General features: G+C 54.4%; 9 protein-coding genes. 1 reads left to right on the top strand and 8 read right to left on the bottom strand.

All coding sequences use genetic code 11. The features are described 5' to 3' along the window. Nucleotides 1-87: 87 nt before the first annotated feature. The 5 genes from LOC67_RS12755 to pilM form a co-directional block, all read right to left on the bottom strand. Nucleotides 88-618 carry an HD domain-containing protein gene (locus tag LOC67_RS12755; RefSeq protein ID WP_230262989.1) on the bottom strand — a complete coding sequence of 177 codons (531 nt, stop codon included), beginning with the start codon at nucleotides 616-618 and terminating at the stop codon, nucleotides 88-90. A gap of 104 nt (nucleotides 619-722) precedes the next feature. Beyond that, a complete protein-coding gene (gene hemB, locus LOC67_RS12750; RefSeq protein WP_230262988.1) occupies nucleotides 723-1,727 on the bottom strand; it encodes a porphobilinogen synthase in 1,005 nt (334 codons plus the stop codon). Nucleotides 1,728-1,981: 254 nt separating this feature from the next. Continuing rightward, nucleotides 1,982-4,087, bottom strand: coding sequence for a hypothetical protein (locus tag LOC67_RS12745; protein ID WP_230262987.1), 2,106 nt, complete (start codon nucleotides 4,085-4,087; stop codon nucleotides 1,982-1,984). Between the two features lie 104 nt (nucleotides 4,088-4,191). Next, nucleotides 4,192-5,964 carry a hypothetical protein gene (locus tag LOC67_RS12740; protein ID WP_230262986.1) on the bottom strand — a complete coding sequence of 591 codons (1,773 nt, stop codon included), beginning with the start codon at nucleotides 5,962-5,964 and terminating at the stop codon, nucleotides 4,192-4,194. Between the two features lie 80 nt (nucleotides 5,965-6,044). Further along, complete coding sequence (gene pilM, locus LOC67_RS12735) at nucleotides 6,045-8,480, bottom strand: type IV pilus assembly protein PilM (protein WP_230262985.1); 2,436 nt, start codon at nucleotides 8,478-8,480, stop codon at nucleotides 6,045-6,047. Nucleotides 8,481-9,425: 945 nt separating this feature from the next. On the opposite strand from pilM, the gene LOC67_RS12730 reads away from it, so the two are divergent. Continuing rightward, complete coding sequence (locus LOC67_RS12730) at nucleotides 9,426-12,305, top strand: hypothetical protein (RefSeq protein ID WP_230262984.1); 2,880 nt, start codon at nucleotides 9,426-9,428, stop codon at nucleotides 12,303-12,305. Nucleotides 12,306-12,455: 150 nt separating this feature from the next. Here the strand turns inward: LOC67_RS12730 and LOC67_RS12725 are convergent, their stop codons facing one another. From LOC67_RS12725 to LOC67_RS12715, 3 genes are all read right to left on the bottom strand, one after another. Then, entirely contained in the window at nucleotides 12,456-13,076 is a 621-nt protein-coding gene (locus tag LOC67_RS12725; RefSeq protein ID WP_230262983.1) for a LuxR C-terminal-related transcriptional regulator, read from the bottom strand. Between the two features lie 848 nt (nucleotides 13,077-13,924). After that, nucleotides 13,925-15,859, bottom strand: a complete 1,935-nt coding sequence (locus tag LOC67_RS12720; RefSeq protein WP_230262982.1) for a family 16 glycoside hydrolase — start codon at nucleotides 15,857-15,859, stop codon at nucleotides 13,925-13,927. Between the two features lie 150 nt (nucleotides 15,860-16,009). Next, complete coding sequence (locus LOC67_RS12715; protein WP_230262981.1) at nucleotides 16,010-17,308, bottom strand: adenosylmethionine--8-amino-7-oxononanoate transaminase; 1,299 nt, start codon at nucleotides 17,306-17,308, stop codon at nucleotides 16,010-16,012. Nucleotides 17,309-17,335 lie beyond the last annotated feature (27 nt).

The raw sequence follows: 17,335 nt of genomic DNA, 5'->3' as shown, positions 1-17,335 counted from the left end.
GTGCCCGCGGCGGGACTGCTGGAGGGGAAGCAATCCAACCAGCAGTGAACGCGGCTTTGATGATCCGGAAAAAGCGGTGTATCGCATTTAAGCGAATTCTGCCTGGGCTTTCTCGATCACCCGGTCGACCACTGCGTCTAAATCCGAGTTCACTCCCTTCAAACCGCTGACCACACTTTCCGCCCACAGAACGTACTCCTTCAATCGCTGGGAATCCCATCCGATCGGCGGATCATCGATCAGCGTGCGAAGGTTGCACGTCTTGTCGGCAATTTTGATCTGCTTCGCGCCCACAGACTTGTTCGGCGCATTGACGACCTGCAATCGCTTGCGTTCCTGCTTGGGCAGTGACTTGTCATCGGTACATTCCATGACCAGAAAAGCTACCTCTTCACCAAAACGGTCACGGACCTCGTCCACGGTGGTGTCGGTATCTTCGATGGTGTCGTGCAGCAATGCCGCGATCAGAATTGCTTCGTCGTCAACCTTACCGACTGACGCCAAATGCATTGCAACCTCGATGGGGTGATTGATGTACGGCGTTGCGGCGGCATTTTTGCGTCGCTGATCGGCATGTTTTTCCGCCGCGAAAAGGGTTGCTTCTAAGATTCGATTCATCTGCTGATTCAGTAAGGTTCACTTGCCTCGGATTGACAGTTGGTGTTGAAAACGCATTCGCGCTGGCTCAACTGCAAAAACGAATCTCACAGCAAGCCGTCAAATTATTCGGCCAACCACTGCGCGGCTTCGGGCGCGAAATAAGTCAAGATTCCGTCTGCACCAGCTCGCTTGAAACCCAACAGACTTTCCATTGCCACGTCTTTTCGATTGAGCCACCCAAGCTGTCCCGCTGCAGACAACATCGCGTATTCGCCGCTGACTTGATAAACAAATGTCGGAACCCCAAACGTTTGCTTGACACGACTGACGATATCCAAATATGGCATGCCGGGTTTGACCATGACGCTATCCGCACCTTCGGCCAAATCCAATGCCACCTCATGCAACGCCTCATCACCTTGCGCTGGTGACTGCTGATAAGTCTTCTTGCTGGCGCCACCCAAGTTCCCCTTCGATCCGACCGCATCACGAAACGGACCGTAGAAAGCACTGGCGTATTTCGCCGCATAGGACATGATTTGCACGTTGGTGTGCCCTGACGATTCCAACGCATCGCGTATCCCAGCGATGCGGCCGTCCATCATGTCACTTGGTGCGATGATGTCACACCCAGCATCGGCCTGAACAACGGACTGCTGACGGAGCATTTCCACCGTTTCGTCATTGACGACGTCGCCGTCCTTAACAATTCCGTCATGCCCATGGATGCTGTATGGATCGAGTGCCACATCGCAAACCACACCGATCGAATCTCCCACGGCCTTCTTGATCGCTCGAACTGATTTACAAACCAAATTGTTCGGGTTGATCGCTTCTTTCGCATCAGCTGTTTTTAACTCAGCCGGAGTCGCCGGAAAGATCGCGATCGCGGGAATGCCTAAATCAACGGCACGCTTTGCCGCGTCGACAACCTGATCGGTACCAAGGCGATCGACACCAGGTAGGGAATCGATCGGCTGTGAACCTGTTCCCGGATGCACGAAGATTGGCCAGATCAGATCGGCGACCGAAAGGGTCGATTCGGCAACCAAGCGGCGCGACCATTCGTGTCGCCGCAGTCGTCTCATCCGGGTACGTGGAAACGGTCCGCGAACAAAGTCAGTCATGGCGTCGGGGCTCCATACTCAGTTCGACCCGTGCATAGCTCTACGGATCTAAGGCTAGTTGATTTGATCAGCCTATCGACCGAATCAAGACTCGACTAGACCATCGCGGGCTCAGGCGAACAGCAGACCCGGAGCAATCAGTGCGCAAGAAAAAAGCGGCCGGAATGAACCGACCGCCTCAATCGTTTCAGCAGAACTCACCACAGATCAAGTCACCAGGACTGGTCGATGCGGTGAGCAAAACGCAACGTCGACTACAGACCGCGTTCGTCTGCGAATGACTTGATTCGATAGATACGTTGTTCTTCGACCGAATCACGGACTTCTAATTTACCGTTGCTGTCGACAGTCAGAATCATTCCCGGCGACGTCATGTCTTCATCACTATCGACGATCGGCATGGGCACACCACCTTCGACATCGATCACGGTTTCACCGGAACGGATAATCGTTTCACCAGTCTTCTTGACCTCAAGCGTGATCGGGTCAACCACATCGGCTGATTCGACTTTCTTGCTAAGGACAGATCCGTTGGTCACCGACATCGTCGTCGGAACAAAAGTTCCGAGCTTGTAGTCAAAACTGCTGGCAACGACTTCAGCGGTCGGCGAATCGCTTTCGAGAACGATGACGCGAGAGCCCAGCTTTGACAATTTTGCGCGGTTGGATTTCACAGGGCCAACGTAAGACTTGTCGAACATCGCAGGCAACGAAACCGGTTCGCTTATTTCGCTCCATTCGCTCCATCGCAAGTAGTCACGAGTTTGATTCTGAGCTGCCTTTGCAGACAACTCGACCACACGCTTGTAAGCGTCGGGATCCAGCGTTTTCCCCTTCGGTTGCAACTCTGGCTTCTGCGGGAAGTTTGGATCGTCGACAGCAAATCGAATTCGATACACGTAAGTACGACCCGGGCGTGGAATGTTTTTATCGCCAGGAGCCCCTTTGAGGTATGCAAAGTCATAGAACCGCAGCAGCTTGAAGTCGACGGGGTTTTCTTCGGCTGGCTTTCCTTCCATGCCGCGTGCGGCGCCACCGCCGTACCCGCCTCCATATCCACCACCGCCGTAGCCGCCGCCACCGTACATGTCCATGTCGTCCATGCCACCGTAGCCGCCGCCACCGCCGTACATGTCCATGTCGTCCATACCACCATAGCCACCCATGCTGTGCGACTGCCCACCAGCGATGTCAACTTGGAATCGACTCATGTCAACAGGCCCCGTTTGCTTCGCTGCGGCAGCTTCAGCCTCCAGCTTTTCGGCTTCCAGTTCACGCTGTGTCTTCAAAGGAATCAGCGGGTGCATCGCAATTTTCTGGTATGGATCCAACAGCAGCGGTGGGATCCACATGGTCACACCGGACACCCAGTAGTCACGAGGAACGATTTCAGGTGCGAATCCAGACCAGTAGAACGCGGCGTTTTGGATAGTCCGCTCGTTCGAATCACGCAGAATCCAATCCTTTTCGGTCAACTGATCGATGGACTTGTTGGTGATGTCAGCGCGTTCGACTTGATAAGCCAAGTACTTCGGCGCGTCACGCGTCTTGGGGTTGTATCCCGATGCGTATGACAGTGCTTCTTGGTACGACTTGATCAGGTCTTTGTGCGGGATTGCGGCCGAACCGGCGATGAACAAACCGATGCCTGGTACCGGAGGCTGCTCTTCACCATTGGAAAGATTGCGAGTTGTTTCGGCCTTTGCACCGAGATTTTTATCTGCGGCAAGCTTACGGACAGGACCGGTCGAAGCACCGGTAGCACCAGTACCAGCGCCCATCCCCATCATCATCATGTCCATGTCGTATCCCATATCGCCGCTTTGATCGTCCATCATGCCGCCATACATATCGGCCATGTTGTTGCGACGACTCTTGCGAGTCCGCTTGGGCTTCTGTTCGACGACTTCGACCGGGTCGGCTGGCTCCAACTCGGCTAGTGGGTACAGTCCATCGGTCGAACGAAATGCCATGCTGGCGATCACGCCCTGGACCTGGATTGCCTGAGGTTGGCCGATATCGGGATCCTGACGACGAACCTTGTTAGCCGCCATCTTGCTCGGCTCCCAAAGGTCCGGCGTGTAAAGGTCCGCTGGAATCTTGTTGAGAAACTTACGTTGCTCCTGCGCGATATCGAATTCAGGCTGTCGACCGTCAAGCACCTGGGTGGTGTGATCGTTATCAACTTCGTTACGCACCTGATTGGCACTATCGGCCAATCGCTTCGGATCGTGCGTTTTTCGAATGTCGGGTTTGTTGTAACCAACCCAGACTAGAAATCCCGCCATCGCAACGATGAGCAGCACGATCAACTTTTCAAAGTTGTAGAGTGCGAAGTCTTTTATTTTGTCGGAATCCATAACTTGTCTCGCGGCCAGAATGCGATTGACTGAACGTAAGTTCGAATGCGATCGGACAAGCAAGCGTCTCCAGACGCCTGCCTAAATTCAAATTGCCAAGCAATCTACTGCTCGACGGTGGCTGCCGGAGCAGCTGGTGGTGATGCACCGGCACCGTTTGCCGGCGGCGCGGGTGATGCTGGTGCAGCCGGGGTTCCAGCATCAGCCGGATCGGTGCCTGTTGCTGGCGTTGCCGTCCCCGTTGCTGGCGGAGTCGTCGTCGCTGGCGGGGCTGTATCGGTTGTTGGGTTAGGAAGTGAATCGACAACTTCGGCCGAGGCATCGATGGTGACCTCGGCTTGATCTTTCACCTTCTCGACACCAAGAGCTTCCGTACTTGGGGGGTTCCAGAAGTAGATCAATCCGTAGATCTCGACATCCAAATCGGTCGGAAACTCTTCATTTTGGCCACCGGAAATGCCACCGGCACCGCCGGGAGCTCCCATTCCCATGTCCATGCCCATATCCATCCCCATGTCCATGCCGCTTTCCATTCCTCCCATGCCCATTCCTCCCATGCCGCCTCCGGTTGCAGTGCTGGAAACACCTTTGGGCATGATGCGAACTTGGAAAACATCGACCATCAATGGGGCGTTCCCACATGCGGCCAATAGGTCTGGAATGCTTTGCTGATCCATTTGCAGTCGCAGCATCACAGGGACTCGCTTGGCGACCGCGATCGCAACTTGCGATGGATCGTTGCTGGTGAAAGCTGCACGTAGGCTGGAAGCGTCAATCGGTTCGGACGCGGTGTTGACATATCGACCGTCGCCCGGGTCGGTAGCCTCGACCTCCATTCCCATTCCGCCGCCCATGCCCATGTCGTCGTACATGGAATCGCCGCCCATCATGTCGCCGTATCCCATGTCGCCACCCATTCCGCCATAACCGCCCATGGTTTTGCGTGATCCGGGATCAGAGACAGAGCCTTCGTTAAAGGTCACTGATTTACCAATCGACAGGCCTTTGATTTCACGAATCTTGGCTTCGAAGGATTGGCTGGCATCGCCGTTGACCTGAGCAACAATCTGCAACAGCTGCTTAAGGATCCAGAGGTTTTCCTGCGAATAGTAAACGTCAAGCTCAGAGGGATAGTCCTTCGTACCACGCCAAGGGAACATGTCTTTCAAAACAGATTCTTGGCTTCCGGTACTCCATTTAACCACCGGTTCATCAGTCGAACCGGTGATATCGACTTTAGCTCGGTTCGCGGTGGGACCGCTTCCCATTCCGCCCATCATGTCCGCATATCCGGCATCCATCCCGCCCATGCTCATGCCGGCACTAGGACGCTTATTGAAATCAGCAGTCCACTTCGCCTTGGCTATTTCCGCTAGGTTCGGAAGCTGGGTGCCGATGTATCGTTCGTAACGACGCAGCAGTTCGGGGTTGACGTTCTCTTGTTCGATGTTGCCGAACTCTTCGTACTTTTCGAATGGAAGCTTCAACGTCTCCTTGTCGACTTCGCCGGTTTCAGGATCGGTGACGTATTGGAATTCGTTTAGGAACTCCTCACGCATGATGGTGGGCCAAGTCAAAATGCTTCGCTGTGCGTCGAAGACATTCTGCCACGCTTCCATCACTTCTTCTTTGCGTTCTTCGATCAACCCATTCATGACCGCGTGCGACAGCTCGTTCGGCTGAGTGGGCATTTCGCCCTGGTACTGCGAAACCTTGCTGAAGTCGCTTTTGATGCTGGAGATCTGCCGATCGATCTGTTGGTCGAGGCTGCTGGTGGATAAATACCAGACCGCGAGCGCACCGATCAGCACGACGCTGCTGCCGATCCAGAAGCCGTACTTCAATGCAACGGCAAGGGCTTCTTTGACTTGGTCCATGATGCTACTGGTAGGGTTGAAAAGTAATCCGCGATTCGGTGACGACGACAAGAACGACAAACGCTGACAAAGGTCGGCGTCTAGGGAGCTGTAGCAGCGGGCCCAGGACCGGCTGCTGTATCATCGGCAACCGGTTCATCCGGTGCGGGTTGTGCTGGCGACGAGCCATCAATTGTGGGGTCTTGGCCTGAACCAGGTGTGGCCGCAGGGGTTCCGGTTGCAGGCTGTGCTCCCGCAGGATCGGTTCCAACTGGCGAGCCTGCTGCTGGTTGCGATGCTGCAGGTTGCCCCGCAGTTGGTTGACCTGATGCCGGCTGACTGGGCGTTCCCGCAGTCGGATCGACCGCCGCAGCCGTCCCTGTGGTATCAACACCGGCTTCGGCTAGCTTGGCAGCTTCTTCTTCGTCTTTGATTCTGCGTGCTTCCATCCGCTCGGCATGCGTGGTCGGTTTCCAAAGGAACTGGAACACAAAATCGATTCGCCGAGGCGTAAAGAACTGTGGCTCGGCGTCTGGATCGACCTCAGCCGGGGCAGCCGCGATTCCCGAGGCTCCACCCGTTTCAGTGGTCAACGGCGGCTCGTAGTCCGGGTTAGGAATTTTGACTTCGTAGGCGTCTTCAATATTCAACAGCAACGGATAGCTGATCCCAAGCTCTTCCGGTGTGTACTTCATTGTCCGGTTGGGATCATTCGGATCGGGGAGTTCGATAATCCGATTGGCGACATCCTTGGGCAGCTTGCTTGGGTCACGGAACGCGGTCGTCAAATATCGACGGGTGTGGTTGTTCCCATCGAAACCGACTTTGTCGTCATCGTTGAAGTAATGAAAACCTTGCAACTCGATTACCCAGGCTGGGCCGGTCGGAGGTTCGATCGCACCTGCCGCGATTTCCTCTTCGGTCTTAGGCACGCCCATGCTTTTCCGCCAGTCAGCGTCTTCTTGCTCAAATCGCTTGAGGCGTTTTTCGAACCATGTGGTCAACGTGGTTTCGTCGTAGTACTTGGTTTCAACAGAAGTGATGTGGAAATCGATTTGCTCTTCGAAAGGCACTTCTTTTGGTGAAGGCAACATCCCGTCTGGGTATTTACCACGAGGGATGATCTGATTGACCGCGCGGATCAATTCCATCCACACCACTCGCTTGTCCGCATCCCCTGCGATCTCTTCGCCGACGGCGTTCAAGTAGGTCAGCGTTTTGTCCAGCTTGGAGTCTTCATCGCGATGCTGGTCGGCATAGCTTGCCATGCTGGCGACCGCTTGATTGGAAGACTTCCAAATATCTTCGTGGCTGGTCTGCCAACTGTGCTGTGTGAAGTAAAAGTTCGTCGAAAGCCCGAACAGCAGACAAGCCAGACCGGCAACTGTCCAAGGCTTCTTCGCACGGATCATTCGCTCAGTGATGATGTCCTGAGGCACCAAGCTGGCGTGAATCTGCGACAGTCCCAAACCCTGCAGGCACAAGCCGTAGCAAACCGAGAACGTTGTCGCGTTGTCGCGGAACGCTGGCATCGAAAGTACGTCTTCGCCGCCTAAGCGATTGAAGCGGTCCAAAATATGGACTTCGAAACCGAGGTTCTTGCCCAAGTAGGCCGCCAAACCTGGCATCTTAACCGTGTTACCTGTTACCAGCAGCTCGCCAATTTCCGCCTTGCGGTCGATGCTGCGGAAGAACCCGATCGAGCGTTGGACTTCGGTGACCAAGTCGTTAAAAACTGGCCGCATCGTCTGGAAGATCAATTTGGGATCGACCGCTTCACGCGCGTTCCGCTTAATATGCTCCGCCTTGGCGAAGGTCATCTTCAAGTCTTTGGTCAACTGACGCGTGAAGTGATTACCACCGATCGGCATACTACGTTGCCAGATTCGGAAACCGTTGGTGATGATCAAGTCCGAACTGTCAGTACCGATCGAAAGCAGCACGCTGGACGGTGGCGGATCGTCAGCGTTGAAAACTTCGCCCTCAAGCCGCTCGTTCATTCGATCGTAGGCGACCATGTTGTAAAGCGAAATCGGCGACAACTGGACGACGTCGACTTCCAAGTTTGCATCGTTGAAGGGCTGCATCTGCCGCTTGGCTTGTTGCTGCTTCATCGCGAACAAGCCGACTTCGCAATCGAGCGCATAACCGTCTTCGACCATGCTGCCCGGCATCATCTGATAGTCCCAGACAACTTCCGAAAGGTCGAAAGGGATCTGTTGGCGGGCTTCGTAGCGGACAAGGTCGGCCACTTTCTTGACTTCAACCGGCGGCGGCTTGAAAAATTTTGACAGACCGCTTTGCCCGGGCACGCTCATACAGATCTTTTCACGCATTCCGTCATTGCGTTCGATCAACTGATTCAAAGCGTCGGCGATCAACTCTTCAGGATCGGCCTCCGGTTGGCTCAAAATCTTGGGATACTCGATGAAGTCGAACGCGTCGGCGACAACTTCGTCATTGACCAGCGAGCAGCGAAGTGCCTTGAGCGCCGACTGGCCGATTTCGATTCCCCAAACCGATGAACTTTTTGCCATAGTGCTGAATGCAAGGAAAAGTGGTGACGATGGACGTCGAATAGTTTTGTCTTTCGCGGCGAAATGTCAAAAGCCGCAGGCAGTCCCGAGCCCCGCCTTCAGGCCCCCACCTAGAGGACCATCCATTGGAAGCTCGTGCCGTTCATCTGGCTCGCTGAACGGTTTGTTTTGCGGAGCCAACAATGAATTAACGATCGAAAAGCCAATCCCTTGGGGTCGTTCTGCAATGAATTGTGGCAGATTTATTAGTCCCTGGGTCGAAGACGCGTAAAAAAACGCACTCTTGCACCTCCCGAACGCTCCTGAAGGTTACTCACATCACAGACCAGTCTCCACGATCCGCCTCGCTTCGCCGCGAATTTCGGGGACGAAATCTGTCTCATTTGTGCTGATTGGCGGCAATTTCAGTACAACCGCCCGTCAAATCTTGCCTCCGCAAGCCAAAAAGCACCGAAACCATCGTGGTTTCATGCATCAGGTCGATAAACTGAAACCTGAATCCACGTCCTACTGCCGGGGCACGACGCTTCAAGCCACGATTCAATTTGGCCTGGGCACTCGCCAAGGCTGATCTCGCCGAAGCTGATTCAGTGGAAAAGGATTTGGAATAGCCTAAGTCAGGTGGTCTGTCCCCAGCCCAAATGATGCAAACTCGCTCGCACCCGCAGCGAACCGCTTGAGCCAGCTCGATCAAGTTCGACGAGTATTCGGCCACGGTTATCCGAGCAGCCAAACGCACCGTTCGCTGTAAAGTGACAACGGGGTTGCCACAGCAGAACACCTACGTAGTCTATCCGCAGCGAAGGCCAACCGTCAAATTTGTCGCCGTTAGCCGTTCTCAGTGGCCTTCGTTTGGTCGTGGCAATGACGCGTGTCTCATGTGCGTCACCCGCCTCGCCCCCCCGCCTACCTCGCGATTCCAGTTCAATACTTTCAAGGTCATCGATGGATCCTTTTGACGAGTGCTCCGTGCTTTTGCCGTCAGCGACACTGGACGATTTTCCCTCTGGCGGATCGGATGAAGATGCACGAAGTTTGCTTGCTGGCTGGACCGTGCTTTGGCATCCGCAATTGCTGGCCCGAACCGAACAGCTTCCGACTTGGTATCGGACGGACGCGGCCCCCACCCCCGATGGGCCGCGAGTCATCGTTGTTCCCGATCCCTGCATCACAAAGGTTCCTGCGGAATACCGACGTAAATGCGAAGCCAACTCGTCTTGCATTTGGGTGACCGGTGCAGATCGCGATGAAATGCTGCGAGTGCTTTCGATCGATAATTCGCAGCCAGAACTGCAACCGATGGAATTGGAATCTCGCGTCATCGGAGTCGAAGACTTCTACGCGGCTGGCTACTTGTCGCTGCAAATCCAAGTGATGACGCGTCGGCTGCGATACACCAGCAACCTCGACGAACTTTATCTGCAATCGCGTATCGTCGCGGCAGCGAAGAGCTTTTGCGAGCGAGATGCGGGCGCGACTGTCGAAGCACTGCACGAAGTGTTTGATGCCCTGAGCGAAGAACGCGACCACTATTTCTCCAGTGATCCCCATTTGGTGGATCTCACCTTGCTAACGCCATCGGTACTGAAAAATTCGATCAAAGCGGGTTGGCTTGAATCACTCGACTCGAGTGCTCGACCGAATGACGAAGCCAACGGGGTGATCGGAACGCCGCGGAACGTTTTGCTCGACGGCGATGTGGCCGCGGATGTCGTTGATCAAGCGCGTGCCCAAGGCGAAGACTCGATCTACAAACCGTTTGTCGAACTGCTTGCCAAAGAAACGATCGGCTGGGCGGGTGGAGGCCCAGCTTCGTCTGACGACGCGCCGATTCCGTGCGTGGACGCAATGACGATGGCTGACGCGATCGATGCATTCCGCCAAGGCAGTGACTTGGCCAAACAAGCCACTTCGGAAGCCCCGCTGGTCTACGCAAGACTTTCCGGCAGCACTCCGGTTGATCTCGTCCCCTCCCTAGCCGCGCTGGGTTATCGAGGCGTGATCCCCATGGACTTTTCAGCCGGGACGGGATTTGGTGAAGAATCCAAACTGCTGATCCAAAGTGGAAATATCGAGATCGAAGCGTTGACGGCCAAGCCGATCGATGCGGCAAGTGATGCGGCCTACCTTTCTATCGGTGCGGTCCTTGGTGAAGCCATCGATGGCGGTGAAGTAGCGACCGGGCTGTTGGTCCACTGGCCAGAGAAGGTTTGCGATAGCCATCGTGACTTGGTTCGAGCGGCTTCGTGGAGTTTGGCGTTAGGCCGGTTCTGGTCGATCGACGATTACTTCACCAAAGGAGAACGCCCCTACCATTCCGGTCAACTGTCAGCGATTTCAGCCGAAGCCGCCGAGGGTATCTCAAGCCAGATCACCTGCAGCGATTCACCCAATCAAACAATGGCGAACCTCGCTGATCAATTCACGCACACCGTTCGGCATGAAGCCGACCAGGTCACACATGCGGTCGCCCAGTTGGTCAAACCGACACTTGTTGATGAGGAGTCCGTCAACGACGCGGCATCAGCCATTGCGATTGCGGTGGGTGAAAGCGAACAATCATCCGACGTCACGTCGACCGATGTGTTGTGTTTCAATCCCCATGGCGGTGCGATTCGCTGTCAGGTGGAATTGGAAGGCGCACCAGACGAGAGCGAATACGTCTACGCCGTTTCAAAATCTTCCAGGCCTTCGTCAAACAATTTGTGTAGCGCAAGCATCGATATCCCTTCGCTCGGTTTTACTCGCTTGCACGGCGGCAAAGCAATTAAAGGCGGCAACCTGCTGAAGCGATTAGTTCGCAAAAGCAAAGGGATCGCCGAACATGCGGTGCTGCGAAACGAGTTCATGGCCGTTTCGATCAGCGAAGAAAACGGAGGAATCTCCGGCATCTACAGCGCATCACGAGGCAACCGCTTGTCGATGCGGTTGAACATGGGCGAAGGCTTGTGTGGCGATCGCGAGGGCGGGCAAATGCGTTGTCGTGAAATGGCGGTGACGCATTCGGATCCATCCAAGGGTACCATCGTGTGCAAAGGCGATCTATGCGATCATGACGGTCGGTCGATCGCCGATTTTCAGCTGCAGTACACACTACAACGCGGCAGTCGCTTTATCGACATCCAGGGTAGCATCCTAACGAAGGACGTCCCTGCTGAGCTGAAAGGGCTTTTCACCCGAGCCTTCAGCGTACGTACCGCTGTCGCAGCTGAAGCTTCGATCATCAAAGCTTTGGTTCGGGACAAGATTCACACGACGAACGCCCGACGCATCGTATCGCCGCTGGGTGTAGTCATCGACGAAGCGGAAAAGCAAACCCTGGTCTGCGGGCATGGTTTACCGCTACACCGAAAGGTTGGCGATCGTTTCTTGGATACCGTGGTCGCGATCGCGCACCAAAGCAACGAAACTGTTCCGTTTCAACTTTCCTATGGCATCGATTGCCCTCAGCCGATTGCTGCGGCGCGCGGATTGATCGCACCGCCGCTAACGAAACCTCTTCCCGCCAATGAAAAAGGGAAGACGAATCAAGCTTGGTTGGTTCACACCGGATCACCCGATGTTCAAATCACCAAGATGCAAACGTCACGCCGAACGGATGGTCGTCTGGCGTGCCGACTGACGCTTGTTCAAACACGTCCAAAGAACACCAAGGTCAAACTGCAGTTCGCGACGTTCGCACACGCGGCGTTTCATGCCGATGGTTCCGGGATCGAGCGTTCCTTGGAAGCTCTACCTGAAACCGTCCGCTGCGACGATGGCGCGGTGTCACTGAACCTCACATCGCATGAGGCTGCAGACTTGATCGTGGTGTTTGATGTCTAGCAAGGCGTGCAGCCCAAGATAGAAACTCGCGAACATCAAGTCGAAATTGCGTTCTTAGCAATCTGCTTATGACGTCGCGACTTCCCCCGCTACATGCGACGACCACAGGAATCGTCGCATCGAATGGGCAGCCTACTCCCAGAATTGATCCTAGTATTGGCGATAAAGCTTCATCGCCAACTCGGTCATATTCTCGACCTTCATCTTCTCGATGACATGCTTGCGATGCCGATCGATCGTCTGATAAGTAACCGCGTGGATGCTTGCCAATTTGCGTGAAGGGATCCCCAACAACAACTCCGGCAGAACCTCGCGTTCCTTCGGCGTTAGCTTGCCAAAGCAACTACGGATCTCGCAAAGCGAGTTGGCACCTTCACTATCGGTACGAAAAGCTTCGTCAACCGAATCGATCAACGTTCGGCGATCCAACGGTCGACTCACCAAATCGGTGAATCCGTTCCGGATTGCCAGTTGAAAGGTTTTCCTAGATTGATCGGCGGTTACACCAACCAATGAGAAGCGAATCCCGTGGTCAGCAAAATGGTGAATCTGATTCAACACGTTCTGCCGATCGTGGTCAAAATCGACTAACAAGCATCCGGGCCGAAACGAGCTCAGCTTGCGGAAAACTTGCTCCCAAGAATCCACCTCCTTGCATTCGAAAGGAAGCGCATCCGGAAGGGAAGCGATATTGAAACGGTCATTTTGTAGAACGACGGCGAATGGACGAATACCGAGCGATGTACCCGTCTCCTGACTTGCTTTGATCATAACTGCCCCAGATCGAAACAAATGGAATCGCGATTTACTAAGTGTTTTTTATGGCAAACCTAGTCGCAAAAAAAGGAAAACAAACGAGACTTCCGGCAGCGTTGCCCAATGCCGCCAGTGCCCCTAACGGTTGATTGCGACAGTAGCGAAATAGACTTGAGTAAATCCAGATCAATTTGTGCAAAAAACTCAGGTGTTTCCCGCGCCGGTGCCATTCACGCACGGCAATAAAGCCACAAATGTGTGTTTTCCCAGTGTTTCACGCACTTGGTTGCCTTTCATGAAGAGCCCCAAGATCGTAGAAAAAAATGCAAAAAGTGATCGAGAACTGGTGCAGGTTGTCGGGGGTGTGGTGCCCTGATTTGGGATTTGAGATTCAAGCAGATAGGGCTCAATTAATCATTCAACCGCGGCTAACGCCATTGCGGCTCAGTGCCATATCAACCTGAGCCGTTAACGCGCTAGCGTCGGTTGTTAGTGACCAAATCACACAGATCACTCAACCGCGGCTAGCGCCGTCGCGGCTCAGTGCCAATCCAACCTGAGCCGTTAACGCGCTAGCGTCGGTTGTTGGTGACCGAAACTCTCGGACAACTCAACCGCGGCTAGCGCCATCGCGGCTCAGTTCCAAACCAGCCTGAGCCGTTAACGCGTTAGCGTCGGTTGTTGGTGACCAAATCACACAGATCACTCAACCGCGGCTAACGCCGTCGCGGCTCAGTGCCATAACGCATTGGCGTCACCAATCACACAACCGCCCGCTACAAAAAACAAACCTGCCGATGCATTCACACCGGCAGGTTTGACGAAATTATCTGACTTCAGTTTTGTTTCTCGAACCGAGCAACCTACTTCGAAAAGCGGTAGATGCATTCACCGCGAGGACTGTTGGTCATGTAGAACACTTCACCGTTTTCGTCTTCGCCGAATGCCAAAACAGGGATACTGTCCGGAACGACTTCTTCATTGGCCGTTGCCTTACCTGTTTGCGTATCATAGGAGAGGGCCCAGATCTTTCCGGTCACATAGTCGGCATAGAGATACTTCCCCGTCAATTCACCAACGCGTGAGCTGTTGTAAACACGCCCGCCAGTGATCGAACGACCGACACGGTGGTCGTATTGCCAGACAGGATCGATCGGATCGCTGGTGCCTTCGACATCGGCGCGGTTTCCGAACGGGTTGGTCCCTTCGCGGTTGCTCCAACCATAGTTTCCGCCCTTGGTCACCAAGTTGACCTCTTCCCAAAGTTCCTGACCAACATCGGCGACCCAGAAGTCACCGGTCTTTTGGTCAAATGCCATCCGCCAGGGATTTCGCATCCCATAGGCGAAGACTTCTGGTAGCACGCCTTCAGTTTTCACGAATGGGTTGTCCGCTGGAATACCGTAAGGCTTTCCATCCGCTGGGTGGTCAACGTCGATTCGCAAGATCGAACCGAGCAACGTTCCTCGGTTCTGACCGTTGGCTTTCGGGTCGTTACGGTCACCACCGTCACCAAGTCCGATGTATAGGTAGCCATCGGGGCCGAATTCGATGCTACCGCCGTTGTGGTTTTTGTAAGGTTGATCGATCTCCATCAAGACTGTTTCCGATTCAGGATCAGCTTGATTGGGATTGTCAGACTTCATCGTGAACTCACTCAAAATCGACTTGGTAATCGTCGGGTGAGTGTAATAGACGTAGAACTTTTGGTTCTCTTTGAAATTCGGGTGCAACGCCAAGCCCAACATCCCTTCTTCGTTTCCGCCTGGGCTCTGCCAATCGGCAACGGCACCACGCTTATCCAAAACGAGATGGCTCTTTGTCACGTCTGACTTGTTTTCAAACGCCCAGATTGCCCCGTACTGCGAGGCGGCAAAAAGACGATTGGTGCCATCGCGTGACGGAGTCAGTTCGAGGATTCGCAGCGGGCGAATACGACCGTTGTCGTCGACGGCTTCCCACTGGTCCCATTTCAGGTTCGGGAACGCCAGTTCGCCTTTGAGTCCAAGTTGACGATCGATCGGTTGCGGAACCGAACCGTCTTCGTTTAGGCGTCGCACTTTGATATTGCGGAAGGAAACCAAATCGCCGTGGTCTTGCAAACAGATGTGGCCTTCACCTGCTTTGCCAAAACCATCGAACTGAGCGAATTTGCTTTCTTGAACGCGTCGGTTCCAATCGCCGTTTCCAACGTTGAATGTGTAGTATCGCACTCCGTTGAGGCAAACTTCGCAGCCTTGAGGAGCGACACGCAAATAGATTTGGTTCCACTGTCCGGCGGGACGACTTGCATCGACAGGTGTTTTTTCGGCGGCCCAATTCGGAACCATGGGGCGGTAGAGCTGATAAAGCCAGCCCGCTTTTTGAGGGTCGTGACCGTCAACATTGTCCTGAATTTGGATTTCCGGTCCGCTATGCCACGGACGTGGATTGTCTTCGGTCACATGGAACATCAGCCCGCTATTGCCTTCGGGGCTGATCTTGTATTCGACCAGCATCTCAAACGCATCGAATTTTTCTTTGGTGATGATGTCGCCGGCGCCCTTATCGGTGCGGCTTAAAACGCCATCTTCAACTTTCCATCCGTCGCTGACGGTGTCTTTTTGGTAGTTCCGCCAAGCGTCGGTCGATTCACCATCGAACAGTAGTTTCCAACCACTGCGTTTTTCAGCTTCGCTAAGAGTATTGACTTCGGTCTCGGCGACCGCCGGTACCGAGAATGTCCCGACGGCCAAGACCGCCAGGGATAGCGTTTGACGAGTCAATGACCGTCGAATCGCCGAAAAAGCAAATCGCATATCTGTATCACCGATGCAGAAGGGAATATGGGAGAGATAGAGCAGGGCGGCCATTATCGCCGAAATACCACGCACGACAACAATCGCGACGGCGAATTCGATCCCAGAACCGTCAAAAACGGCTCTGACGGTCGGTTCCGACCGTCCCAGTTAGCGCCAACCGGCCCACTCTTTGGTAACAGACACCATCGCATCGGTGATGGTTTTTAGGTCATCGGGCTCGATAACCAGAGGCGGCGTTGTGTAGATGCAATCGCCAAAAGGACGAAGCCACACCCCACGATCAAGAAACGTTTGCCTCAACCGATCAACATGGTCCAAACGATCGACCTGAATGACACCGATCGCTCCTTTGACACGAACATCGACCACACGATCAATTTCCCGACATTGCGCCAGTGCGACTTTCAGATGATCTTCAATGGCCTGAACTTGCAACAACCGAGGCTGAGATTCAAACAAATCAAGTGAACCGTTGGCAGCAGCACAGGCCAGCGGATTCGCCATGAACGTGGGACCGTGCATGAAGGCGCGACTCGCATCGTCGTCTAAGAATGCATCGAATACCGCGTCGGTGGCAACGGTCGCGGCCATTGGCAACATACCGGCCGTGAGCGCCTTTCCAAGACAAAGGATGTCGGGAACGACCGATGCTTGCTCGACAGCGAACATCGAACCGGTTCGACCAAACCCGGTGGCCAACTCGTCGGCCACCAGCAACACATCATTCTTTCGACACAACTTGGCAATCGCCTGCAGAACATCGGGCGTATGAAAACGCATGCCACCGGCTCCCTGCACAAGCGGCTCTACAAATACCGCTGCAAGGCGATCGCGATTTTGCGTGATCGTTTGCGCAAAACAGTCAAGGTCGGATGCGTCCTTAGGAAGTTGGCAATGAAGTTGCTTCAACAGCCCATCGCCAAACGCGGAATGCATGCTTCGCTGCGGATCACAAAGCGACATCGCGCCGGTCGTGTCGCCATGATAAGCGTGATGAAAAGCCAAAAACTGAGTCTTGCTGGCTTTCGAATGGTTTCGCCAATACCCGATCGCCATCTTCATCGCAACTTCGACAGCGACCGAACCGCTGTCGGCGAAGAACACCCGGTTCAGATCACCAGGCAAGAGCTCTGCCAGTCGCGAAGCCAACGTTAGGGCGGGCTCGTGATTGATACCGCCAAACATCACATGGGGCATACGGTGAAGCTGACGTTCGATAGCCGCCAACATGAATGGATGGTTGTACCCATGACATGCGGACCACCAGGACGCCAAGCTATCGATCAGAGTTCGACCGTCAGCGAGTTCCAGCCGAACGCCTTCGGTCGCCACCACGGCGGCCGGCATCGGCGCCGTCTTCATCTGACAATAAGGCATCCAGATGTGGTCGTAGCCATTGGACTGCCAGTCGGGATGCTGTGACATCACGCCATCGATGAGAGACATTGTGGTAGACGAGCTCGATCCGTCGAC

Source organism: Stieleria sp. JC731, assembly GCF_020966635.1.
In the GTDB taxonomy this organism is placed as follows: Bacteria; Planctomycetota; Planctomycetia; order Pirellulales; family Pirellulaceae; genus Stieleria.
This window is presented reverse-complemented; position numbering and strand designations above follow the sequence as displayed.